The following is a 22929-nucleotide window of genomic DNA, read 5'->3' on the forward strand; positions in this document are numbered from 1 at the left end:
CGGGGAGGACCCCGCCGTGATTGCGCTGGAGATGACGGCGGCCCCATGGTGTACGCGAGCCGCGGGCGACCCTGCTGGTAGTGTGGGAGAGCGGAGGGACTCATGGCGCGATTCCTGGTCGTGGTGCCGCCGGACCTGCCCGATGTGTACGCCGAGCTCACCCGCGAGCTCTCGGGCGAGGACGTGGGCGTGATCGTCGATCGCCGGCTCGGCCAGCGGCGCCAGCGCTGGGCCATCACGAGACCGGCGGAGCGGCGCCGCCTCGAGCGCCGCGGCCGGCCGGGCCATCCCCCGGGCAGAGGTCCGAGCCCAGGCGATCCGCCCGGGGCTCCCGGGTAGTCCATCGCGGCTCGCCGCAGCCCCCGGCCGCCTGCTGCCCTCAGCGGGCCGCTCGCTCCCCCGATACCCCTGTCTCGGCGTGTTAGAGTGAGGCCATGCGCGGCGCGCTCATCACGTTCGAGGGGGTCGAGGGGTCAGGCAAGAGCACCCAGTGCGCGAGGCTTGCCGAGCATCTCCAGGGCCTGGGCCGGCACGTGGTGCGGACGAGCGAGCCCGACGGCACCGCGCTCGGCCTGGCCATCCGTGCTCTCTTCGAGGTGGAGGGCACCCCGCCGACCCCCCTCGCCCAGGTCTTCCTCTTCATGGCGGCGCGCCAGCAGCACGTGGCCCAGGTCATCCGCCCGGCGCTGGCCCAGGGGGCCGTCGTCCTCTCCGACCGCTACGCCGACGCCACGGTCGCCTACCAGGGCTACGGGCAAGGGCTGGATCTCCTGACCATCCGCGACCTGAACGCGCTGGCCACGGGCGGCGTGCTCCCGGACCTCACCCTGGTGCTGGATCTGGAGCCCGGCGCCGGCATGCGCCGGATCGCCGGCCGGCGGTTCGACGCCTTCGAGCGGATGGACCTTGCCTTCCACCAGCGCGTGCGCGAGGGGTATCTCGAGATCGCGCGGGCCGAGAAGAACCGCGTGGTGGTGCTGGCTGCCGACCGGGGCGCGGAGGCGCTGCACGCCGAGATCGCGCGGGCCGTGGAGGCCCGCCTGGGCGCGTTCGAGGGCAGCCAGCCCCGCTGAGGATTCCATGACCGACGCCTTCGCGAACATCAGGGGCCAGGACGCCGCCGTCGCCCTGCTCCGCCGGGCGGTCGCCACGGAGCACGTGGCCCACGCCTATGCCTTCGTGGGCCCCGCGGGCTGCGGGCGCAAGACGACGGCGCTCGCCTTCGCCCGGGCGCTCGTTGCTCCCGCGGGCGGGCCTGGCGCCGATCGCATCGGGCGTGGCGCGCACCCCGACGTGCGGCTCGTCGCTCCGAGCCCGCCCGAGGACAGGCCGAAGGGGCCGCTGGCGGTGAGGATCGAGAGCATCCGTGAGCTGGAGCGCCTGGCGGCGCTCCGTCCGGTCGAGTCGCCGCTGAAGGTCTTCATCGTGGACGAGGCCGATCGGATGACCTCGGCGACGCCCCAGGCCTTCCTCAAGACGCTCGAGGAGCCGCCAGCGCACACGGTGATCATCCTGATCCTGGCCCAGCTCCGAGCCCTGCCGGCGACGGTGCTGTCGCGCTGTCAGGTGGTGCGCTTCCTCCCCGCAATCCCCGAGGGGAGCCTCGCGCTGCTCCCTGAGGCCTCCGGCGAGGCGCGCGAGCAGGCGCTCGGCTGGCTCCAGGAGGCCCGGGCCCGCGGGGGCGAGTCCATCCTCAAGAGCGGCGAGGCGGTGGGGCGCGACCGTGACATGGCCGAGTCCGTGGTCGAAACCTGGTGGCTCTGGTACAGGGACCTCCTCTGCGCCCGGGCCGGCGCCGGAGAGGGTTCCGCCGTGTTCCGTCACCAGGCGGACCGGCTCGCCGAGGGCATCGGCGCGCTCTCGCTGGATGAGATCGTCGGGGGCCTCAGCGCCTGCCGGGAGGCCTGGCAGGCGCTTCAAGGGCACGTGTCGCCGCGGCTCACGGTGGAGGTGCTCCTGAGCCGGCTGGCGCCGGGGACGACATAGGTGCGGCATGAGCGAGTTGACTGAGACAAAGGCGCCCGCCGGGGCGGAGGCCGCCTACCTGGTCGGCGTGAGGCTGCGCGAGCCGCTCCAGGCCGACGATTACCTCGCCGCGGACCCGGACCTGCACGTGGGGGGCTTCTGCGTGGTGGAAGGAGCCGGTGGCACCACCGTGGGAGAGATCCGCCGCCCGCCGCGTCCGCTGCCGGAATTCCTGCGCGACCGGCTGTACCGCCGCGTGGTGAGGCGCGCCATCGAGGCCGAGGTGAGCGAGTGGCGCGCGCGGCGCGGGCGCGAGGTGGGGGCGGTGGAGACCTGCCAGCGCATGTCCCGCGTCAGGGAGATCCACATGAAGGTGGTGGACGTGGCCATCGAGGCCTCCGGGCGCCGCGTCACGGTGTCCTTCACCTCGGAGGAGCGGGTGGACTTCCGGGATCTCGTGCGCGACCTCGCTCGCGAGTTCCACGCGCGGATCGAGATGAAGCAGATCGGCGCCCGCGACACCACCAAGCTCATGGACGGCATCGGCCCCTGCGGGCGCCAGCTCTGCTGCGCCGCGCACCTCAGGAAGTTCGATCCGATCTCGGTGAAGATGGCCAAGACCCAGGACATGCCGCTCACCGACGGGCGCCTGCTGGGCAACTGCGGCCGGCTCAAGTGCTGCCTCCTCTACGAGTTCTCGACCTATGATGAACTCCGCCACCGCTTGCCCAAGGCCGGCACGGTGTGCCAGGCCGAGTGCGGGGGGGGCGGTTGCATGACGGGAAAGGTCAAGTCACTGCGCGTCCTCAAGCAGTCGGTGGTCGTGGGCTTTCAGGACGGCACGGAGGCCGAGGTCCCGATCGAGCAGGTCACCTGGCAGGGACGGCCCCACATCAAGCCGTAGACCTACCGCTCCCGGCTGTCCGACAAGCTGGGGCTCAGAACGCGCGCGGAGCTGGTCCGCTTCGCCGCCGCGACCGGTCTTCTCGCCCTGGCGAGGGACCCGGCCCCGCCGCCCGGCTCGTAGCCTGTCGAGGGAGCCCGGTCAGCAGCAATCGGCGAGACGCCGCTGCCGCTCGGGAGTTTGCCCTGTGCCCAAGCACACGGCCACACGGCCTCCATGCTTGACGTGCGTGCTGCAACTGTGTAACTTTCAAGGCGCTGACCCTCCCATGACCCAGCGCACGTTCTACCTGACGACGCCCATCTACTACGTGAACGCGCGGCCGCACCTGGGACACGCGTGCACGACGATCATGGCCGACGCCATGTGCCGCTACCGCCGGCTGCGCGGGGACCGCGTCTACTTCCTCACCGGCACGGATGAGCACGGCGACAAGATCGCCCAGGCGGCCTCCCGGGCGGGCATGTCGCCCCAGGCCTATGCCGACGAGATCTCGGGCGCCTTCCGCGACACCTGGCAGCGCCTCGGCATCACCAACGACGACTTCATCCGCACGACCGAGACCCGCCACCGCACGGTGGTGCAGCGGATCCTCCAGACGCTGTACGACGCGGGGGAGATCTACTTCGGCGAGTACGGCGGCAACTACTGCTTCGGCTGCGAGCGCTTCTACACCGACAAGGAGATCGTCGAGGGCCAGTGCCCGGATCACCAGACCCCGCTCACCTTCATCAAGGAGCAGAACTACTTCTTCCGGATGTCCAAGTACCAGGCATGGCTGATCCGGCACCTCGAGGAGCATCCCGGCTTCATCCAGCCCGAGCGCTACCGCAACGAGGTGCTCGGCTTCCTGCGCGAGCCGCTCCAGGACCTCTCCATCAGCCGGCCGCGGTCGCGGCTCGAGTGGGGCATCCCGCTGCCCTTCGATGACCGGTACGTGACCTACGTGTGGTTCGACGCGCTGATCAACTACTGCTCGGCGCTGGGCTACCCGGACGGTGAGCACTACCGGGAGCTCTGGCCGCACTGCGAGCACCTGATCGGCAAGGACATCCTGAAGCCCCACGGCGTCTACTGGCCCACCATGCTCCGGGCCGCGGGAATCCCGCTCTACCAGCGACTGAACGTGCATGGCTACTGGTCGCTGGGCGGCGGGAAGATGTCCAAGTCCGTGGGGAACGTCGTGGAGGCCTTCGCGCTCACCGACAAGTACGGCCACGACGCCTTCCGCTACTTCCTCCTGCGGGAGATGAACTTCGGCCTGGATGCCTCCTTCAGCGAGGAGGCCCTGGTGGGACGGCTCAACGCCGATCTCGCCAACGACCTCGGCAACCTCGTGAGCCGCGCGACGACCCTCATCGTCAACTTCGGCGGTGGGGCGGTGCCCGCGCCGGGGCCGGAGGGCGCCGAGGAGGCCTCCCTGCGCGAGACGCTCGAGCGCGTGAGGCTGGAGGTGGACGCGGTCATGGAGGAGTTCGCCTTCCAGCGGGCGCTGTCCGCCATCTGGGAATTCGTCGGGCGCGTCAACCGCTACGTGGACACGGCGGCACCGTGGACGCTCGCGAAGGACGCGAGCCGGGCGGAGCGGCTGTCCACCGTGCTCTACACGCTGGGGGAGTCCCTCCGCTGCCTCGGGATCCTCCTGGACCCCTTCCTGCCCGGCGCAGCCGGGAAGATCCGCGCGGCGCTGGGCGCCCCCGCCCCCCGCCTGGACGATCTCCAGTGGGGGCGGCTCGCCGCTGGCACGCGGGTGCAGAAGGCGCCCGGCCTCTTCCCGCGCATCGTGCAGGCGAGCGATACGGGGGCCGTCGGGATCGCGGAGGCGGTCACCGTCGAGCGGTCGACGGCCAGGATCACCCTCGAGGACTTCAAGAAGGTGGACCTGCGGGTTGCGGAGGTGGTGGCGGCGGAGAAGGTCGCCAGGTCGAGGAAGCTCCTCAAGCTCACGGTGAAGCTGGGCGAGGAGACGCGGACGCTGGTGGCCGGCATCGCCGAGCACTACGCGCCGGAGAGTCTCGTCGGCCGCAAGGTCGTCGTCGTCGCCAACCTCGAGCCGGCGACGCTCATGGGGGTCGAGTCCAACGGCATGGTCCTCGCCGGCTCCACGGAGTCCACCGTGTCGCTGCTGATGCCGGACCAGGACCTGCCCCCGGGCGCCCGGATCAAGTAGCCCCACCTCCGCGTGTGCTCCGTGATCCCGTCGTGGCTCGGGCGCTGGGGCGCCTCCGTGGCCTCGCTCCTCCTGGGGCTCGCCACGCTCTTCGTCTTCCGGCGCGGCCTGCCGCACGTGGGCTGGATCGTCGGCTACCTGATCCTCCTCTGGCTGATCGTCGCCGTCGTGGCCGAGGTGCAGGCGCCCGTCGGGACGCGTGGCCGGCGCCTCGCGCTCCAGGCCGCCGAGTACACGATCCAGACCCTCTACCACAACCTGCTGCTCTTCGTCCTTCCGGCCTACTATGCGAGCGCAACCCTGACCTCGGTGAACGCGCTGTTCCTCGCGGGGGTGGCCGCCGCGGCGCTCGTCACGGCGGTGGACCCGTGGTATCGCGCGCTCGTGCCGCCGCGGCGATGGCTGAAGACCGCGCTCCTGGGCTTCTCGGTGTTCGCCGCGCTCAATGTCGCGTTGCCCCTCGTGAGTGTGCGGCCGATCATCGCCCTCGAGGGCGGCGCCGCGCTGGCCGCGCTGTCGCTGTCGCCGACCCTGAGGCGTCCCGGGGCGGCCAGGTGGCGACGGGCCTATCTCCGGGCCGCGGCGCTGGCCCTCGTGGCCGCCCTGGCCGTCTGGCTGGGGCGGGGGCTCGTGCCGCCGGCCCCGCTCTTCCTCGCGCGCGCGGCGGTGGCCCGCGAGGTGTCGCGGCTCGAGCCCGTGGACGAGGCGCGGGGGGCGGTGCGGGCGGCCACCGTCGTGGGCTGGGGCGGCCTCGTGGCCTACACGGCCGTGCATGCGCCGGTCGGGCTCAGCCAGGCCATCGAGCACGTGTGGAGGCGCGACGGGCGGGTGCTGGCGCGCATCCGGCTGTCGCCGGTGCAGGGCGGCCGCGCCGAGGGCTTCCGGACATGGTCGCGCCGTACGGACCTCACGCCGCCGCTCGCGGGCCGCTACGCCGTCGACGTCATGACGGCCTCGGGCCAGCTCATCGGCCGCTTGCGCTTCACGGTGACGCCATGAATGGAGCGCCGATGACGCTCGTCGACACCCACGCGCACCTGCACTTCCCCGAGTTCGCCGAGGACCTGGACATGGTCCTCGCGCGGGCCCGTCACGCCGGGTTGCGCGCGATCGTCACGATCGGCACCGACCGCGACACCAACGCCGCGGTGGTGGCGCTGGCCGCGCGGGAGCCCGACGTGTACGCCACGGTGGGCATCCACCCCCACGACGCCGGCGCGGCGACGGAGGCCGACTTCGACGCGATGGAGCGCCTCGCCCGGGGGTCCGCCAAGGTGGTGGCGCTCGGCGAGATGGGGCTCGACTTCTTCCGCGACCTCTCGCCCCGCGATGCGCAGGAGCGAGTCTTCCGGCGGCAGATCGCGCTGGCCCGAGCCCTCGGCAAGCCCGTCGCTGTCCACTGCCGCGACGCCCACGCCGAGGTGCTCCGGATCCTCGCCGAGGAGCGCGTGGCCGACATCGGCGGGGTGATGCACTGCTTCTCGGGCGACGTGGGGATCGCCCGGCGGTGCCTCGACCTGGGGCTCCTGATCTCGCTGGCGGGCCCCGTGACCTACAAGAACGCGCGCGCCTTGCCGGAGGTCGCCCGCTTCGTGCCGGAGGACCGGCTCGTGGTGGAGACCGACTGCCCGTACCTGCCGCCGCACCCGCACCGCGGCCGGAGAAACGAGCCGGCATGGGTCGCGCTCACCGCCGGGCACATCGCCGGGCTCCGGGGCGCCGATCCGGCGGCGCTGGGCGAGACGCTCACGCAGAATGCCGCAGGGCTGTACCACCTCTCACTCTCCTAGGGGGTCTCATCATGGCGTACGCGGACGTGCTGTACGAGGTGAAGAGCAGCATCGCGTGGGTCACCATCAACCGGCCCGACAAGGGCAACACCTTCCGCCGGCAGACGGTGATCGAGCTGATCCAGGCGCTCAACGAGGCGCGCAACGACACGCAGGTACGCGTCGTGGTCCTCACCGGCGCCGGCGACCGCTTCTTCTGCCTCGGCGGCGAGAAGGAGGCCAACGACGGCCTGCTGCACTACCACAACGTGCCGCCCGTGGTGGACCTCTACACGCTCATCGACTTGATGCCGGTGCCGGTGATCGCCATGGTCAACGGCTTCGCGGTGGGCGGCGGCAACGTGCTGGCCAACATGTGCGACCTCACGGTGGCCAGCGAGCAAGCGAGCTTCCGCCAGGTAGGTCCCATGATGGGCTCCTACGACGCGGGCTTCGGGACCTGGTACCTGGAGGATGCCGTGGGACGCAAGCGGGCCCGGGAGATCTGGTACCTGAACCGCAAGTACAGCGCCAAGGAAGCCCAGGCCCTGGGCCTGGTCAACGAGGTGGTGCCGCACGCCGAGCTGCGGGCCCGCACCGAGGCGCTGTGCGAGGAGCTGAAGCAGCGCGGGCCGCAGGCCCTGGCGGCGCTCAAGGCCGCCTTCCACGCCCGCCACAACGGCGTCACGGGCCTGAGTCGCATGGCCATCGACCACCTGGTGGCGAACTACTACCACACGGCCGAGGCCAAGGAGATGGGGCGCGCCTTCAACGCCAAGGACAAGCCGAGCCCCGACACGTTCTACCGCTGAGGCAGGGGAGGGGGCGCTCTCCCCGGAACACGCTGCCTCGTCACGCGATGCGCCCGCTCGGAACGGGCCACGAGATGGCAGTGTCCGGCTCCGGCAACACGCAGAAGCCACGGTTCCGGGGAGAGCGCCCCCTCCCCCGCCTGCCGGCCCCCGGCGTAACGGTAATCCGCAGGAGTCCTTAGAGCTTGCCGAGGGCGGTGAGGACGTCGCCCGGCGTGATGGGCTGGGCGGTGAGCCGCGCGCCGAAGGGGGCGAGGGCGTCGTTGACCGCGTTGAGCACCGCCCCCGGCGCCCCCGCCGTCCCCGCCTCGCCGGCCCCCTTGAAGCCCCCCTCGGAATAGGCCGTGGGCGTCTCCACGTGGCCCACCACGATGTCCGGGATCTCGGGGGCCATGGGGACGAGGTAGTCCATGAGGGTGCCGTTGCGGAGCTGTCCCTGGTCGTCGTACACGCAGTGCTCCCAGAGGGCGGCGCCGATGCCCTGGACGATGGCGCCGCGCAGCTGCTCGTCCACCAGCCGCGGGTTGATGATGCGGCCGCAGTCCTCCACCACCCAGTGCTTGAGGAGGCGCACGAAGCCCGTCTCCATGTCCACCTCGACGTGGGAGAGCTGGATCCCGTTGGTGAAGGCGAAGCCCTGGTGGCGCGGCACGTAGTGCCTGGTCACGGTCAGCTCGGACTGGAAATCCTTGGGGAGGGTGTCGGGCCGGAAGTAGGCGATGCGCCCCACCTCCGCCAGCGGCAGGCGCACCTCGCCCGTGTCGGCGTCGACGACGGCCCCGCGGCGCACGTCCAGGTCCATCGGCTCCCCGCCCAGGATGGCGGCGGCCACCTTCAGGATGTTCTCCTTGAGGGCCTTGCCGGACAGGAGCGCCGCTTCCCCGCCGATGCCGGCCCCCCGGGAGGCCCAGGTTCCGCCGCCATAGGGTGTCACCATGGTGTCCCCGGTGAGGACGCGCACGTGTTCCATGGGGACCCCGACCGCCGTCGCGACCACCTGGGCGATCATCGTGTCGGTGCCCTGCCCCTGCTCGGTGACGCCGGTCATGCAGGTCAAGGTCCCCGAGGGCTCGAACCTGATGGTGCAGCCGTCCTGGGAGGAGATCCTGGCGCCGCCGACGCCGTAGAACGCCGGCCCCGGGGTGGTGAGCTCGACGAAGCCGCAGAGGCCGAGCCCGCGGTAGGTCCCGCGCGCCCGCAGGGCATCGCGCTCGGCACAGAGCCGCCGGTAGTCGGCCAGCTCCAGGAGACTGTCCAGGCACTCCTCGAGGGAGAGCCGCTCGAAGAAGTACCCGGTCTGCGTCGTGTGGGGGTACATGTCCTGGGTCACGAGATTCCGGCGCCGGACCTCCACGGGGTCGAGTCCGAGCTCGCGGGCCACGCGGTCCACCATCCCTTCCATGACGGCGAAGGCCACGGGGTGGCCGACGGCGCGGTACTGGCACATGGGCGTCTTGTTCTGGAGCACCACGCTGAGCCGGGCCGCGTAGTGGCGGAAGCGGTAGAGCGCCGGCGTGAGCCGCACCGTCTGGTTGCCCTCGACGGCGCTGGTGCGCGGGTACACGGAGTAGGGGCCGATGCCCGTGAGATCGTCCACGCGCATGCCGAGGATGGTGCCGTCGCGCTTCACGGCGACCTCGGCCCGTACCCGATGGTCGCGCGCGTGGATGTCGCTCACGAAGGACTCCACCCGGTCGGCCGTGAACTTCACGGGGCGCCCCAGCAGGACGGCCAGCGCGCAGGCGGCGACCTCGTCGGGATAGATGTGGACCTTGAGCCCGAAGCTCCCGCCCACGTCCCGGCAGATCACCCGCACGTGGTGCTCGGGCAGGCGCAGGTGCCGCGCCAGGATGTCCTGCATCATGTGGGGCGCCTGGAAGGCGTGATAGACCGTCAGCTGCTGCTCCGCCGGGTCGAAGTCGGCGAGGATGGTCCGGGGCTCGACGGTGACCGCCGTGTGCCGGCCCATGCGGAAGGTGTCGGTGTAGACGGCGTCGGCCTGGCGGAAGGCCTCCTCCACGTCGCCCGCCTTGAGCTCGAGGCTGAAGACGAGGTTGTCGCCCAGCTCGGGGTGGATCAGGGGCGTGGCCGGATCCAGTGCGGTTTCCGGCTCCGTCACGGCGGGCAGGGGCTCCCACTCGACGGCCACGCGGCCGACGCCGTCCTCGGCGATGGCGCGGCTCTCGGCGACCACCGCCACCACGGGCTCGCCCTGCCAGGCGGCTTTCCCGATGGCGAGGGCGTGCTGCTTCGCCGACTTCATGCCCTGGAAGTGCGCGAGGGTGCCCACCCAGCCGTCGCAGACGCGCGCCAGCTCCACGCCGGTCACGACCGCGATGACGCCGGGCAGCGCGCGCGCGGCCGCGGTGTCGATGGCCCCGATGCGGGCGTGGGCATGCGGACTCCGCACGAAGGCCACATGCGTCATGCGCGGCAGCGTCACGTCGTCCGTGAAGACGCCGCGCCCGGCCAGGAGCCGCGCCGTCTGGGGACGGACGACGCTCCGGCCGATGTAGCTCTCTCTCTCGGTGATCCGGGCAGGCGTGTCGCTCATGGCTGTCCCTTTTCCCGCACGCCTCCCGCCCTGAGGACGGCCTGGACGATGGCGTGATAGCCGGTGCACCGGCAGTAGTTCCCCGACAGGCCCTCTCGGATCTCGACGTCGCCGGCCCGCGGATTCCGGCGCAGGATCTCCTGCGCCGTGAGGAGCATCCCCGGGGTGCAGAATCCGCATTGCAGCGCGTTCTCCTCGGCGAAGGCGCGCTGGAGATCGGCCAGCTCGCCACTTGCCGCGATTCCCTCGATGGTCTCCACGCGGGAGCCGTCGGCCTGCACGGCGAGCATGAGGCAGCCGCGGACCGGCGTCCCGTCCACCCGCACCGTGCAGGCGCCGCAGGCGCCGTGCTCGCAGCCGACATGGGAGCCCGTGAGCTCGAGCTCGTAGCGCAGGAAGTCCGCGAGGCTCTGGCGGGGCTCGACCCGTCGCCGCACGGGCACCCCGTTGACCGTCAGCGCAAGCTCGACCGAGACGTCCATGTCAGCTCTCCATGAGGCCGCGGAGGCCGCGGGCGAGGAGGACGCGGGCCAGCTGGCGGCGGAGCGCCGCCGAGGCGTGCACGTCGGCGGGCGGATCCAGATCGGCATCCAGGGCCCGGCCCGCCCCGGCGATGGCGGGCGGGTCGGGTCGGCGGCCGGCCAGGGCCCCCTCCGCCCCGGCGGCCCGTGCCGGCGTCGGCCCCACGCCGGTGAACACGAGCCGCGGCTCCAGCAGCACATCGCCTTCGACGCGGCTATTGATGGCCAGCCCCACCAGGGCATAGTCCCCCGCCCGCCGGGCCAGCTCCCCGAAATGGGAGCGCCACCCCTCCCGAGGCCGGGGGATGACCACCTCGGTGACGATCTCGCCGGGCCCGAGCGCCGTCGTGTAGATGCCGAGGAAGAAGGCCGCGGCGGCGATGTCGCGAGTGCCGCCCCGGCGCGCCGCACGCACGGTGGCATCGAGGGCCACCAGGCAGGCCGGCAGCTCGGCGGCCGGGTCGGCGAGGGCGATGCTGCCCCCGACCGTGCCCCGGGCGCGGATCGCCAGGTGCCCGATATGGGGCATGGCCTGGGCCACCAGCGGGGCATGCCGCGCCACGAGCGGGGAGCGCTCGACGGCCGCGTGACGGCAGAGGGCGCCGATGACGAGGCCCTCCGGGGTGACCCGGATGCCGTCCAGCCCGGGCAGGCGGTTGATGTCGATGACCGCGGCGGGGGTGGCCAGCCGCATGTTCAGGGCGGGGACCAGGCTCTGGCCTCCAGCCAGGAGGCGCCCCCCGGGCCCGTAGCGCTCCATCAGGTCGAAGGCCTCGGTCATCGACGCCGGCCGGTGGTAAGCGAATGGCGCGGGTTTCACGGATGCCCTCCCCTGTGACGTGACGGGATCATGGGGCCCGGTACCGCTGAGCTCCTGCGGGCCGGAATCGGCGGCTGGCTGTCAGCGGCGTGATCGGGGGCGGGGGATGCTGCGCCCGTCCGGGCGCCCCGGCGGGGGGCCGAGGACTTCCCGCGCCCGGGGCCCCTCCGGCGCCGGGACGAGCACGGTCACCTCGGCCTGGTCTCCGACGCTGAACGGGTGGAGCGACTGCACGAGGTGGCCGCGCAGGACGGAGGCGATGCCCTCGCTATCCAGCAGCGCGCGGACCACCAGGGCCTCGGCCTGATCGCGGCAGCGGCGTACCTCGACGAGCCCGCCCGCCGCCGGCTCGTCCGCCGCCGGCGCGGGCGTCGGTGGCCGCGGGCCGACCTGGAGGCGGATGACCTTCGCGCGGCGCCCCATGGCGGCCATGCTAGCACGGCCGGCCCTGATGCGGGTCGGTCTCGGCCCGCCGGCGGCACGGACGTCGCCACCTCCCTGGCGCCTTGCCCTCCCGTCGAGATTCCATCCCCACGCCGTGGGTGCAGGGTGCAGGCTCACAAGAGCGCCGAGGATCCTCGGCTGCGGGGGGCGCGGGCGGGTCGCACTCGGCATAGTATGATCGACCACCGGACGAACGCCGCCGAGCAACGAGGAGGAGGGCGCCGTGGGCGAAGGGATCGATCCCGTCACCGTGTCCATCGTGCAGCACCGGCTCCGGGCCATCGTCGAGGAGATGGGCGAGGCCATGCTGCGGACCTCGTACTCGCAGATCCTCAACTCGAGCCGGGACTTCTCCACGGCCATCCTGGACCCCGACGGGCGGCTCATCGCCCAGGCCGAGCACGTCCCCATTCACGTGGGGGCGCTGCCCTGGGCGGTGCGCGCCGTGCGCGACGTCTTCGGGGACACGGTGCAACCCGGCGACGTCTACCTCCTCAACGACCCCTATCACGGCAACAACCACCTGCCCGACCTCACCGCCTTCGTTCCCGTCTTCGCGGGCGCGCGCCACGTCTTCTGGTCCGTCAACCGCTCGCACCAGAGCGACATCGGCGGCGCCACCCACGGGGCCTACAACCCCGGTGCCACGGAGATCTGGCAGGAGGGTGTCCGCATCCCCCCGCTCAAGCTCTACGACCGGGGCCAGGTGCGGGAGGACGTGCTCCAGATGATCGCGACCAACGTGCGCCACCCGCGCGACTTCCGCGGAGACCTCGCGGCCATGATCGGCTCGGCCCGTGTGGGCGAGCGACGGATGCTGGCGCTCGTGGCGGAGTACGGCGAGGCGCTGGCGCTGGACGCGGTGGAGGGCGTGCTCGACGGCGCCGAGCGGCAGGCGCGGGCCTGCATCGCCGGCTGGAAGGATGGCGTGTATCGCGGCGAGGCGATCATCGACGACGACGGGCACGGCGCCGAGGACATCCGGATCCGCGCCCGGGTGACCAAGCGCGGCAGCGCTCTCACCGTGGATCTCTCCGACTCGCATCCCCAGGTCACCGGGTTCATCAACTCGTCGTACCCGAACATGCGGGCGGCGGTGTGCATGGCGCTGGCCTATCTCATGGACCCGGAGACGCCGAAGAACGACGGTGCCTTCCGCCCCCTCACCGTGATCGCCCGGCCGGGCACCGTGGTCTGGGCCAATCCCCCGGCCCCCGTCACGCTCTGCACCAACCACTGCGCCCAGGAGATCATGGAGGCGGTGATCACGGCGCTGTCGCGGGCCTGTCCCCAGCGCGCCATGGCCGGCTGGGGCCGGCGCTTCCGCATCGCGATCTCCGGCGAGGACCCGCGCACGGGGCGCCCCTTCATCTGGCACATGTTCCAGGCGCGCCCCGGCGGTGGCGCCTCCTCGGCGGGGGACGGCTGGCCCACGGTGGGCGAGTGGCAGGCGGCGGGCGGCATCAAGTTCGGCAGCCTGGAGGTCACCGAGGTGCGCTTCCCGCTCTTCTTCCAGCGCCACGAGTTCCGCCCAGGCTCGGGCGGCGACGGCCGGTATCGCGGCGGCCCCGGCGCCTCCATGGAGCTTCGCGTCGAGATCGCCCGGCCCGCCCAGGCCAATACCGCCGGCGACGGCGTGCGGCACGGCGCCTGCGGCCTCTTCGGCGGCGCCGACGGGCTGCCGCATCGCTACATCCTGCGCTCGAAGGGGCGCCCCGATCGCGTGCTGAAGGCCAAGGAGGTCGGCATCCCCATCCATCCGGGCGACGTGATCCACGTCGAGTCGGCCGGCGGCGGCGGCTGGGGCGACCCGCGCCGGCGCAACCCCGCCGCGCGCGATTCCGACGTGAACAACGGCTTCGTGACGAAGGACGGCGGGCGGCACACGCTCCGAAGGCCACGGCGCAGCGTGCCAGCGAAGGGGAAGCGCGCGAGCACGGAACGCGATGGGGGGGCCCGGAGGAGGAGCAGCGCAGCGCTCCCCCCCGGCCCGAAAGACAACTAGCTCGTGTACCGCATCGGGATCGACGTCGGCGGCACCTTCACCGACATGGTTGCCGTGGACGATGCCGGGCGGGTCACCCTGGCCAAGGCTGCCTCCACGCCGGCCGATCCGTCCCTCGGCGTCATGGACGGGATCGCGGCGCTGGCCGCGGCCCTCGGCACGGCGCCCGCGCCCCTCCTCGCCGGGACCGAGCGCATCGTCCACGGCACGACGGCGGCCACCAACGCCCTCCTCGAGCGCAAGGGCGCCCGGGTCGGTCTCCTCACGACGGAAGGGCATCGCGACGTGATCGAGATGCGGGAGGGCCTCAAGCCCGACCGCTACAACCTCCGCATGGCCGCGCCCGAGCCCCTGGTGCCACGGGCCCGGCGGCTCGGCGTGCGCGAGCGGCTGCGGGCCGACGGGGGCGTGGCGGTGGGCCTCGACCTTCGCTCGCTCGGCCGCGCGGTGGAACGGCTCAGGCGCGAGGGCGTCGAGGCGGTGGCGGTGTGCTATCTCCACGCCTACCGCGACGGTCGCCACGAGGCCGCCACCGCCGAGATGCTGGCCCGCGCCTTGCCGGGGGTCTACGTGTCCCTGTCCTCGCGAGTGCTGCCGCAGATCAAGGAGTACGAGCGCGTGTCGACCACGGTGGTGAATGCCTATGTGGGCCCGGCGCTGTCGCGCTATCTCTCGCGGCTGCGCGGCCGCCTGGCCGGAGCGGGCTACCGCGGTCCCGTGCTCATCATGCAATCGCATGGCGGGGTGGTGCCCATCACCGAGGCGGTGCGGCTGGCGGCGGGCGCGGTGCTGTCGGGACCGGCCGGCGGGGTGGCGGGCAGCCGCTACTGCGCCCGGCTGCTCGGGACCGACGATCTCATCCCCTTCGACATGGGCGGCACCAGCACCGACATCTCGCTCGTGGTCGGCGGCCGCGCCCAGCTGGCCGCGGACCGCGGCGTCGCCGGGCACCGGGTCGCGCTGCCCAGTCTCGACATCGTGAGCCTGGGGGCGGGGGGCGGCTCCATCGCCTGGGTGGACGCCGGCGGCATCCTGCAGGTGGGGCCGCAGAGCGCGGGGGCCGAGCCGGGCCCGGCCTGCTACGGCGAGGGGGGCAGCGACGCGACCGTCACCGACGCCAACCTCGTGCTGGGCTATCTCGATGCGGGCAACTTCCTGGGCGGCCGGGCGCGGCTCGACGCGGCCGCCGCCGGGCGAGCTGTGGAGCGGCTCGCCGCCCGGCTCGGCACCGACCCGATCGCCGCGGCCGCGGGCGTGCACGCGGTGGTCAACACGCGCATGGCCGAGGGGATCCGCCTGGTCTCGGTGCGGCGCGGCGTGGATCCCCGCCGCTTCGCACTCCTGGCCTTCGGCGGGGCGGCGGGGCTGCATGCCACGGAGGTCGCGCGCCAGCTCGACATCGGGCGCGTGGTGGTGCCCCGGGTGGCGGCCGTGCTCTCGGCCTGGGGCATGCTCGCCACCGACCTCCGCTTCGAGATCGTGCGCACCCACGTGGGTGACGTCAGGCGCGTGAGCGCCTCGGCGCTGCGCCGCCTCTTCGGCGCCATGGAGGCCGAAGGCCGCCGGCGCCTCGGCGCGGCCTTTCACGGCGGCGTCCGCATCGAGCGGGCGGTGGACATGCGCTACGGCGAGCAGGTCTTCGAGGTGACGGTGCCGCTCGACGGCGTGGACCTGGCCGCGCCCGCTCTCATGGCGCAGGTGGTCGAGCGCTTTCACCGCCGCCACGAGGAGCTCTACACCTACAGCCTGCCGGACCAGGAGCCCGTCCTCGTCAATGCGCGTCTGGCCGTGGTGGGCGAGCTCCCGGCGCTGCCCGAGGAGCCGTCGCTGCCGCCGCGGGGCCCGGCGAGCCCGGTGGCCCGGCGGCGCATCCACCTCGGCCGCTGGGTCGAGGCGCCGGTCTACGATCTCGACGCGCTCGCCGCCGGCCAGGCCGTGCCGGGGCCCGCCGTGGTGGAGACGGCCACGACCACCGTGCTCCTGCGCCCCCGCGACCGCGCCGTGGTCACCCCGCTCGGCTGGCTCGACGTGTCGCTGTGATGCCAGCGGCGGTCGGCCCGGAGGCCTCCGGTCTGCGGCGCACGCTCACTCGCGCGGGATCTGGCCTCGCTCGATCCAGCCCTCGATCTCGTGGCGCTGGATCTTCCCGGTGGTGCTGCGCGGCAGGTCCTCCACCCGCACGAAGTGGATCTGCTTGGGCTGCTTGTAGCCCGCCAGCTCGTCGCGACAGCGGCGGAGCAGCTCCTCCTCGCTGAGGCTCCTGTCCTTGCGTGCCACGAACGCGACGGGCACCTCGCCCCACCTGGCATCACCCGCTCGTCGAGCGCGGCGAAGGTGAGCTGCCGCGCCCCGTCGTCGATGGCGACGGCGCCGGGCGCAAGCCGCGCGCGGGCGCGAAAGAGGCTGCCGATCGTGCTGCCGCCCGCGCGCCGGATCAGCGCCACGATGCCGTCGTGGGTCATGTCCGCTCCCTCCCGGGTCACGTCGTTGTCGGGATCGTACCCATTCCGGGATCGGTCCTCAAGGGCGCCCCGCCAGGCGCCCGGGGCCGGCCGGGGCGGCGTCGCATCCCCCTTGACAGGGCGGAGCCGTCAGCGCATGGTGCACGTGCCGTCCAATTTGAACCCATGGTCAAGAACCGCCCCACACCCTCCGCCACGAGACTGGCCTGGAGGCGCCGCGCGAGCTGGGAGGCGCGGCGCACCGAGATCTTCAGGAGCCTCGGCCTCGCCCTCCGGGAGCGCGGGCTCGCCTCCCTCACCGTGCAGGACATCGCCGACCGGCTCGGCATGACCAAGGGCAATCTCTACTACTACTTCAGGAACAAGCAGGACCTGCTCTATGGGTGCCACGTGGCCTGCATGCGCCTGAGCCTGCAGGCGCTGGAGGACGTCCGCCGGAGCGCGGAGCCCCCGGGCACGCGGCTGCGGCGCCTGCTCACCCGGCACATCCGCGCCATCACCGACGAGGTCTACGGGGCGGTCCTGCTGACCGACCTCGAGTCACTGAGCCCGCTGCAGCGACGGCGATACGTCGCCATGCGCGACCGCTTCGAGCGCGGCGTGCGGCAGCTGATCCGTGCGGGCATGCGGCGGCGCGAGTTCCGGAAGCTGGACGCGCGGCTGGCCGGCTTCGCCATCCTGGGCGCGATCAACTGGATTCCCAAGTGGTACGACCCCCGGGGCGCGCTGTCGCCGGCGGCGATCGCCGAGGCCTTCGCCGACTTCCTCGTCACCGGGCTGGAGGTGTGATGGCATGACCGAGCTCAAGCCCGGGGAGGTCTTCACGAGTCCCTCCAAGACCCTGACCGACGCGCACTTCCTCTTCTTCTCCGGCCTCACCGGGGACAACCACCCGATCCACTACGACGTGGAGTATGCGCGGGGGACGCGCTTCGGCAAGCCTCTGGCGCACGGGCTCCTGCTCGCCTCCCTGACCGCGCTCGGCGCCTCGGCGGCGACCCACCGGATCGACGGGTTCGTCTTCGTCGAGCAGGGCAGCCGATTCCTCAAGCCGGTGACCGTCGGGGACACCATCGCACCCCGGCTGACGGTGGAGCGGGTGTGGCGCGAGGGCGCGCGGCGCTTCGTGCGCTTCACGACGGCGCTGGTCAACCAGCGGGGCGAGGTGGTGCTGGAGGGGTTCCACGTCTACCGGGTGCTCGAGCCGCCCAGCCGGACGAGCACCCCCGAGGAGGGCGCATGACGCCGCACGCGCGCGAGGCCATCACGGCCGGGAAGAGCTGGCCGGCCCGGTACACCTATGTGCCGGCGCTCCGGGTCGGCAACCTCGTGTTCATCTCCGGGACCACGGGCACGGACGAGGACAACCGCATCGTGGCGCCCGGCGACATCGTGGAGCAGACGAGGCAGATCTTCCGGAAGTTCGAGCGGCTGCTCAACGCGGCCGGCGGATCCTGCGCGGACATCGTGCAGACCGTGGACTACATCACGACCACCGAGAACTACAAGGCGACGGCGGCCGTCCGGCGGGAGTTCTTCAAGGGCGCGCAGCCCACCTCCACGGGCGTCCTCGTCGCCGGACTGCTGCGCGACGGCGCGGTGATCGAGATCTCCGCCGTGGCCGCGCTCGAGGGCTGACCGGCATGTCCCTCTCCTGGGAAGAGTTCGAGGTCGGCAAGCGCTATCCCACCTACGGGCGGACGGTCACCGAGGGCGACCTGTCGCTCTTCTGCGCCTTCGTGGGCTACCACGTGCCGCTCTTCATCGACGAGGAGGCCGCCCGGCGCACGCCCTACGGCGGGCGGATCGCGCCGAGCGCCTTCACCATGTCGGTGTCGACGGGCATGACCGAGAGCCTCTTTCGCCACACGATCATTGCGCTCCTGTCCGTGGATCGCGGGCGGTTCCTCGGGCCGGTGCGCGCGGGCGACACGATCCGCACCGAGGTGGAGGTGGTCTCGAAGCGGGAGACCTCCGACCCCGGCCGGGGGATCGTCGTCTTCCGGGACCACGTCCTGAACCAGCGGGACGAGACGGTGTTCCAGATCGACAAGACGACGCTCATCCGGCGTCGTGGCGGAGCCGGATGACGCGCCACAGGGCCTGGATCATCTACGGCCTGGGCGTGTCCATGGCGGCCTTCCACCTCTATGCGGGGTACTTCGGCCAGCCGGAAGCGCAGGTCTTTCGCGCGACCCACGTGGGCTTCGCCATGAGCCTGGCGTTCCTCCTGTTCCCGTGCTCGCGGAGACTCGCGCGGCGGGCCCCGGCGGGGAGCGCGGCGCTGGACCTGGGGCTCGTGGCGCTGGTGGCGGCGCTCCACGTCTACATCCTGCGCGACCCCCAGGGGCTCTGGCTGCGCACGGGCCAGCTCACGACGGCGGACCTCGCCGTGGGCACCCTGTACCTCCTGGTGCTGCTGGAGGCCACGCGGCGCGCGGTGGGGCTCGCCATGCTGGCCGTGGCGGGGTTCTTCATCGTCAACGCCATCCACGGCGACGTGTTCCCCGGGATCCTCTACGGGCCGCCGCACCACTGGCGCGTGGTCACCAATGCGCTCTTCCTGGGGGACGACGGGGTCTTCGGCATCCCGGTGGCCGCCTCCGCCAGCTACATCGTGCTCTTCATCATCTTCGGCCAGCTCCTCCAGAAATCGCGGGCCCTCGACTTCTTCATGAGCCTGGCGCTCACGCTGACGGGGCAGCAGGTGGGCGGGCCGGCCAAGGCGGCGGTGGTGGCGAGCGCCTTCGAGGGCACCTACACCGGCAGCGCGGTGGCGAACGTGGTGGGCTCGGGCACCTTCACCATCCCGCTGATGAAGCGGCTCGGCTACCCGGCCCACTTCGCGGGCGCCGTCGAGGCCGTGGCCTCGTCCGGCGGCCAGATCATGCCGCCGGTCATGGGCGTCACGGCATTCGTCCTGGCGGAGATCGTGGGCGTCGCCTACTGGAAGGTCGCCATCGCGGCCCTCGTCCCGGCCATCCTCTACTTCCTGTCCGTCTACCTGATGGTCCACTTCGAGGCGCGCAGGCTCGGGCTCCGCGCCATCCCGCGCGAGGACCGGCCGCATCTCTGGCCCGCGCTGCGCGAGGGCGGCCACCTGCTCCTGCCGCTGGGCTTCGTGTTCTGGCTGCTCAGCGAGGGCTACTCGGTGGGGTACGCGGCCACGTGGGGGATCGCGGCGGTGTTCGGCCTGTCGTTCGTGTCGGCGCGCACGCGGCTCCGGCCCCGCGATGTCGTGGAGGCGCTGGAGGAGAGCGCGCGGGGCGTGGTGCCCGTGGCCATCGCCTGCGCCTCGGCGGGGCTCATCATCGGGGCCATCTTCCTCTCGGGCGTCGGCCACCGCTTCTCCGAGCTGGTGCTCACGGTCGCGCAGGGCCAACTCTGGCTCGCTCTCATCCTCACCATGCTCGCCTCGTTCATCCTGGGCATGGGGCTCACCACGACGGCCGACTACATCGTGCTCGCCACCTTCGTGATCCCGGCGCTCGTCACGATGGGGGCCGACACGCTGGGGGCCCACCTGTTCGCCTTCTACTTCTCCTCGATCTCGGGGATCACGCCGCCGGTGGCGCTGGCGTCCTTCGCGGCGGCGGCCATCGCCCGGGCGGGGCTCTGGGAGACCGGCTTCGCGGCCATGCGGATCGGCATCGCCGCGTTCCTGATCCCCTACCTCTTCGTCTACAACCCGGAGCTGATGCTCCAGGGGAGCCCCGCCGGCATCGCGCTGGCCGCGGCGCGCGCGGTGGTGGCCACGGTGTGTCTGGCGGGCGCCGTGCAGGGCTGGCTCTTCCGGCGCGCGACCCCGCTGGAGCGCGTGGCGCTCCTGGCGGCGGCGGTGCTCTTCGTCTGGCCCAATGTCCGCGCCGACGCGCTGGCGCTGGCGCTGTTCGCGGCGGTGGCCGTGCTCCACAAGCTGGGGGTGCCGACCCGCGCGGCGGCGGCCCCCGGCACTGCGCGCTCCGCCGCCGTCGCGCGGGTCGACCGGTGGTGGCCGGCGCGCCGGCTGGTGCGGCTGGCCGAGGCCAAGCTGGTGCAGGAGATGGCGGCGCCGGCCGCGGCGCGTGCGGCGCGGCCCGGGGCCGGGGAATGGCTCCGGGGCTGGGCCGTCCTGGCCGTCGTGGGCGCGGTCTTCGTGTGGACCGGCTTCCGTCACATGCACATCCTCTCGTTCAACGTCTTCCTCGCGCTCACCCTGACCCTCGCCTTCGGGACCGTCGCGTGCTTCCGGCGGCCCGCCCCCCAGCCGGCCGCCTAGCGCCGTCCGGAGACGAGAAAGGAACCCATCATGACTCACCGAATCCTCCCGCTGGCCCTGGCCCTGACGCTCTGCCTGGCGCCCGCCGCCCCCGCCGCCGATCCGCAGTTCATCACCGTGGGCGGGGGTGTCGGAACCTTCCCGATCATGGCGGCCAAGATCGCCGACGTGATCAACAAGGAGTTCCCCGGGGTCAAGGCGAGCTCCATCCCGGGCGGCTCCGACCTGAACCTCAAGAACATCCAGTCGGGCGCGGCGCAGGTGGGGCTATCGATCTCCATGACGTCCTACCAGGGCGTCAACGGGATCGCCCACTTCCCGCAGCCCCTCGACAAGGTGCGCCACGTGATGTCGCTCTACCGGGGCTACATCCACTACGTGGCCTCGGCGCGGAGCGACATCCGCTCCTTCGCCGACATCGCCAAGCGCGGCTACCGCGTCTACGTGGGCAAGGTGGGCACGCTTCACCACGTCCTCATGACCGAGATGCTCAAGGCGCAGGGCATCACCCCCGACGACATCCGCAAGGCGGGCGGCATTCCCAACCCAGTCGCCTACTCCGACGTGGTCCGGATGCTCCAGGACGGACAGCTCGACGTCGCGATGCTCACGGGGCCCGTCCCCTACGGGATGGCGATGGAGCTGGCCCAGAGCCCGGGCATCCGCGTGCTCAACGCCTCCGAGGAGGCCCGCGCGAAGGTGATCCGGGCCCTGCCCGGCATCGGCCGGGCGACGATCCCGAAGGGCACCTACAAGGGCCAGGACGAGGACATCCAGACCGTCGCCTACATGTCCCACCTGGTGGCGAGCCGCGACCTGTCCGAGGATTTCGTCTACCGCCTCACGGCGGCCATGGTCAAGCACATGCCGGACATGCGCGGCCTCTTCGCCGGCGCCAGCGAGATCCGGCTCGAGACGGCGCTCCTGGACAACCCCATCGCCGTCCACCCGGGCGCCAAGCGCTACTACGACGAGAAGGGCGTGAAGTAGGCGGATGGACTCCGCGCACAGCGCCTGGAACGTCGCCCATGGCCTCGTCTGGGCCGCGCGGCGGGAGCCCGGCAAGCTCGCGGTCCGGCAGGGCCGCCGCGCGCTCAGCTACCGGGCGCTCGACGAGCGCGTGAACCGGCTGGCCCATGCTCTCACGGGCCTCGGGCTCCGGCCCGGCGATCGGCTGCTGCTGCTCCTGGCGGATCGGCTGGAGCACCTCGAGGCGCTCCTGGCGGCGGCGAAGGCGGGGATCGTCGCGGCGCCCGTGGACCACCGGTGGCGCCCGGACGAGATCCGGCATGCCGTGGACCTCTACGAGCCGCGGGCCGTGCTCTACGAGGAGGCCACGCGCCCGCTGCTTCCCGCCATCGACGGGCCGCGGCTGTGCCTGGAGGCGGATTACGAGGCGCTCCTGGCGCGAGCCGACGCCGGGGAGGCCCTCCGGCCCGTCCCCATGGAGGCGCCCTTCGTGATCGGCTGCACCTCGGGGACCTCGGGGCTCCCGAAGGGCATCGTTCTCAGCCACCGCTCCATGCTCTGGCGCATGCCCATCTACGCCTTCGACTTCGGGATCGGCCCCGCCGACACCTTCCTGTCCAACACGCCGCTGGCCCAGGGCGGCGGGCGCGCCTTTGCCCTCGCCCATCTCATCCGCGGCGGCACCGTGCTCATCGATCCCGACTTCGACGCGGACCGCACTCTCACGACGATTGCGCGCGAGCGCGTCACGACCTGCTTCATGGTCCCCACGATGCTCCGCCGCCTGCTGGCCACGGCCGGGGTGGCGGAGGCCGAGACATCGAGCCTCCGCTGCCTCATCTCGAGCGGGGCGGCCCTGCCGCCGGAGACGCGGCGCGGAGTCCTCGAGCAGGTCACCCCGAACCTCTACCAGTTCTACTCCTCGACGGAGTCCGGCGGCATCACGGTGCTGCCGCCCTGGCTCCAGGCCGTCAAGGGGGACTCCGTCGGGCTCAGCGTCTTCGGCAAGGAGCTCCGGCTCGGGGAGGAGGGCGAGATCCTCTCGCGCGGCCCCGCGGTGATGACGGAGTACTTCCGTAACCCCGAGGCGACGGCCGCCGCGCTCCAGGGCGACTGGTTCTGCCCCGGCGACCTCGGCCGCTTCGACGAGGACGGCTTCCTCTACATCGTGGGGAGGAGGAAGGAGATGATCATCACGGGCGGGCTCAAAGTCTATCCTGCCGAGGTCGAGCGCGTGCTCTACATGCACCCGGCCGTGCAGGAGGCGGCAGTCGTC

22 protein-coding genes are annotated in these 22929 nt (G+C 72.3%); 17 read left to right on the forward strand and 5 right to left on the reverse strand.

Going from position 1 to position 22929, the window contains the following annotated elements:
* The first annotated feature begins 102 nt into the window (after positions 1-102).
* From HYV93_24020 to HYV93_24055, 8 genes are all read left to right on the forward strand, one after another.
* Complete coding sequence (locus HYV93_24020) at positions 103-339, forward strand: hypothetical protein (protein MBI2529038.1); 237 nt, start codon at positions 103-105, stop codon at positions 337-339.
* Between the two features lie 95 nt (positions 340-434).
* Positions 435-1073, forward strand: coding sequence for a dTMP kinase (gene tmk / locus HYV93_24025; GenBank protein ID MBI2529039.1), 639 nt, complete (start codon positions 435-437; stop codon positions 1071-1073).
* A gap of 7 nt (positions 1074-1080) precedes the next feature.
* Positions 1081-1986 carry a hypothetical protein gene (locus HYV93_24030; protein ID MBI2529040.1) on the forward strand — a complete coding sequence of 302 codons (906 nt, stop codon included), beginning with the start codon at positions 1081-1083 and terminating at the stop codon, positions 1984-1986.
* 7 nt (positions 1987-1993) lie between these two features.
* Positions 1994-2869 (forward strand): hypothetical protein, encoded by an 876-nt coding sequence (locus HYV93_24035; protein ID MBI2529041.1) that lies wholly within the window; start codon positions 1994-1996, stop codon positions 2867-2869.
* Positions 2870-3137: 268 nt separating this feature from the next.
* Positions 3138-5039 carry a methionine--tRNA ligase gene (gene metG / locus HYV93_24040; protein ID MBI2529042.1) on the forward strand — a complete coding sequence of 634 codons (1902 nt, stop codon included), beginning with the start codon at positions 3138-3140 and terminating at the stop codon, positions 5037-5039.
* Between the two features lie 12 nt (positions 5040-5051).
* A complete protein-coding gene (locus HYV93_24045) occupies positions 5052-6038 on the forward strand; it encodes a DUF2914 domain-containing protein (GenBank protein ID MBI2529043.1) in 987 nt (328 codons plus the stop codon).
* Between the two features lie 11 nt (positions 6039-6049).
* Positions 6050-6829, forward strand: coding sequence for a TatD family hydrolase (locus HYV93_24050; GenBank protein ID MBI2529044.1), 780 nt, complete (start codon positions 6050-6052; stop codon positions 6827-6829).
* Positions 6830-6840: 11 nt separating this feature from the next.
* Positions 6841-7620: an enoyl-CoA hydratase/isomerase family protein gene (locus HYV93_24055; protein MBI2529045.1), complete on the forward strand. Its 780-nt coding sequence runs from the start codon at positions 6841-6843 to the stop codon at positions 7618-7620.
* Positions 7621-7798: 178 nt separating this feature from the next.
* Here the strand turns inward: HYV93_24055 and HYV93_24060 are convergent, their stop codons facing one another.
* The 4 genes from HYV93_24060 to HYV93_24075 form a co-directional block, all read right to left on the reverse strand.
* The gene (locus HYV93_24060; GenBank protein ID MBI2529046.1) at positions 7799-10174 is read right to left on the reverse strand and encodes a xanthine dehydrogenase family protein; all 2376 of its coding nucleotides are present in this window, start codon (positions 10172-10174) and stop codon (positions 7799-7801) included.
* Entirely contained in the window at positions 10171-10656 is a 486-nt protein-coding gene (locus tag HYV93_24065) for a (2Fe-2S)-binding protein (GenBank protein MBI2529047.1), read from the reverse strand. Before HYV93_24065 ends, HYV93_24060 begins: the two co-directional genes overlap by 4 nt.
* Position 10657: 1 nt before the next feature.
* Complete coding sequence (locus HYV93_24070; GenBank protein ID MBI2529048.1) at positions 10658-11515, reverse strand: xanthine dehydrogenase family protein subunit M; 858 nt, start codon at positions 11513-11515, stop codon at positions 10658-10660.
* Between the two features lie 81 nt (positions 11516-11596).
* Positions 11597-11938 (reverse strand): DUF2007 domain-containing protein, encoded by a 342-nt coding sequence (locus tag HYV93_24075; GenBank protein MBI2529049.1) that lies wholly within the window; start codon positions 11936-11938, stop codon positions 11597-11599.
* A gap of 244 nt (positions 11939-12182) precedes the next feature.
* On the opposite strand from HYV93_24075, the gene HYV93_24080 reads away from it, so the two are divergent.
* Together HYV93_24080 and HYV93_24085 are read left to right on the forward strand one after the other, a co-directional pair.
* Complete coding sequence (locus tag HYV93_24080; protein MBI2529050.1) at positions 12183-13964, forward strand: hydantoinase B/oxoprolinase family protein; 1782 nt, start codon at positions 12183-12185, stop codon at positions 13962-13964.
* A 3-nt stretch (positions 13965-13967) separates the two neighbouring features.
* Entirely contained in the window at positions 13968-16004 is a 2037-nt protein-coding gene (locus HYV93_24085; protein MBI2529051.1) for a hydantoinase/oxoprolinase family protein, read from the forward strand.
* Positions 16005-16049: 45 nt separating this feature from the next.
* Here HYV93_24085 and HYV93_24090 read toward each other — a convergent pair whose 3' ends face one another.
* Entirely contained in the window at positions 16050-16478 is a 429-nt protein-coding gene (locus HYV93_24090) for a hypothetical protein (protein MBI2529052.1), read from the reverse strand.
* A 113-nt stretch (positions 16479-16591) separates the two neighbouring features.
* Between HYV93_24090 and HYV93_24095 the strand changes: the two genes are divergently transcribed.
* The 7 genes from HYV93_24095 to HYV93_24125 form a co-directional block, all read left to right on the forward strand.
* Positions 16592-17215 (forward strand): TetR/AcrR family transcriptional regulator, encoded by a 624-nt coding sequence (locus HYV93_24095; protein MBI2529053.1) that lies wholly within the window; start codon positions 16592-16594, stop codon positions 17213-17215.
* 4 nt (positions 17216-17219) lie between these two features.
* Positions 17220-17669, forward strand: a complete 450-nt coding sequence (locus HYV93_24100) for a MaoC family dehydratase N-terminal domain-containing protein (GenBank protein ID MBI2529054.1) — start codon at positions 17220-17222, stop codon at positions 17667-17669.
* Positions 17666-18064, forward strand: a complete 399-nt coding sequence (locus tag HYV93_24105) for a RidA family protein (protein ID MBI2529055.1) — start codon at positions 17666-17668, stop codon at positions 18062-18064. The genes HYV93_24100 and HYV93_24105 overlap by 4 nt, the downstream gene beginning before the upstream one ends.
* Before the next feature lie 5 nt (positions 18065-18069).
* A complete protein-coding gene (locus HYV93_24110) occupies positions 18070-18516 on the forward strand; it encodes a MaoC family dehydratase N-terminal domain-containing protein (protein ID MBI2529056.1) in 447 nt (148 codons plus the stop codon).
* Positions 18513-20684: a TRAP transporter permease gene (locus HYV93_24115; GenBank protein ID MBI2529057.1), complete on the forward strand. Its 2172-nt coding sequence runs from the start codon at positions 18513-18515 to the stop codon at positions 20682-20684. Before HYV93_24110 ends, HYV93_24115 begins: the two co-directional genes overlap by 4 nt.
* Before the next feature lie 30 nt (positions 20685-20714).
* Positions 20715-21674 (forward strand): TAXI family TRAP transporter solute-binding subunit, encoded by a 960-nt coding sequence (locus HYV93_24120; GenBank protein ID MBI2529058.1) that lies wholly within the window; start codon positions 20715-20717, stop codon positions 21672-21674.
* Between the two features lie 4 nt (positions 21675-21678).
* A partial coding sequence (locus tag HYV93_24125; protein MBI2529059.1) for an AMP-binding protein occupies positions 21679-22929 on the forward strand: 1251 nt, incomplete at its 3' end.

The sequence above is a fragment of the Candidatus Rokuibacteriota bacterium genome, from assembly GCA_016188005.1.
In the GTDB taxonomy this organism is placed as follows: Bacteria; Methylomirabilota; Methylomirabilia; order Rokubacteriales; family CSP1-6; genus UBA12499.

Excerpts from the sequence above, each read along its gene's own strand:
- HYV93_24105 (MBI2529055.1), top strand. The coding sequence starts at position 17,666 with ATGACGCCGCACGCGCGCGAGGCCATCACGGCCGGGAAGAGCTGGCCG.
- HYV93_24050 (MBI2529044.1), top strand. The coding sequence starts at position 6,050 with ATGACGCTCGTCGACACCCACGCGCACCTGCACTTCCCCGAGTTCGCC.
- metG (MBI2529042.1), top strand. The coding sequence starts at position 3,138 with ATGACCCAGCGCACGTTCTACCTGACGACGCCCATCTACTACGTGAAC.
- HYV93_24120 (MBI2529058.1), top strand. The coding sequence starts at position 20,715 with ATGACTCACCGAATCCTCCCGCTGGCCCTGGCCCTGACGCTCTGCCTG.
- HYV93_24110 (MBI2529056.1), top strand. The coding sequence starts at position 18,070 with ATGTCCCTCTCCTGGGAAGAGTTCGAGGTCGGCAAGCGCTATCCCACC.
- HYV93_24030 (MBI2529040.1), top strand. The coding sequence starts at position 1,081 with ATGACCGACGCCTTCGCGAACATCAGGGGCCAGGACGCCGCCGTCGCC.
- HYV93_24075 (MBI2529049.1), bottom strand. The coding sequence starts at position 11,938 with ATGGGGCGCCGCGCGAAGGTCATCCGCCTCCAGGTCGGCCCGCGGCCA.
- HYV93_24065 (MBI2529047.1), bottom strand. The coding sequence starts at position 10,656 with ATGGACGTCTCGGTCGAGCTTGCGCTGACGGTCAACGGGGTGCCCGTG.
- HYV93_24055 (MBI2529045.1), top strand. The coding sequence starts at position 6,841 with ATGGCGTACGCGGACGTGCTGTACGAGGTGAAGAGCAGCATCGCGTGG.
- HYV93_24100 (MBI2529054.1), top strand. The coding sequence starts at position 17,220 with ATGACCGAGCTCAAGCCCGGGGAGGTCTTCACGAGTCCCTCCAAGACC.
- HYV93_24115 (MBI2529057.1), top strand. The coding sequence starts at position 18,513 with ATGACGCGCCACAGGGCCTGGATCATCTACGGCCTGGGCGTGTCCATG.
- tmk (MBI2529039.1), top strand. The coding sequence starts at position 435 with ATGCGCGGCGCGCTCATCACGTTCGAGGGGGTCGAGGGGTCAGGCAAG.
- HYV93_24060 (MBI2529046.1), bottom strand. The coding sequence starts at position 10,174 with ATGAGCGACACGCCTGCCCGGATCACCGAGAGAGAGAGCTACATCGGC.
- HYV93_24020 (MBI2529038.1), top strand. The coding sequence starts at position 103 with ATGGCGCGATTCCTGGTCGTGGTGCCGCCGGACCTGCCCGATGTGTAC.
- HYV93_24035 (MBI2529041.1), top strand. The coding sequence starts at position 1,994 with ATGAGCGAGTTGACTGAGACAAAGGCGCCCGCCGGGGCGGAGGCCGCC.
- HYV93_24095 (MBI2529053.1), top strand. The coding sequence starts at position 16,592 with ATGGTCAAGAACCGCCCCACACCCTCCGCCACGAGACTGGCCTGGAGG.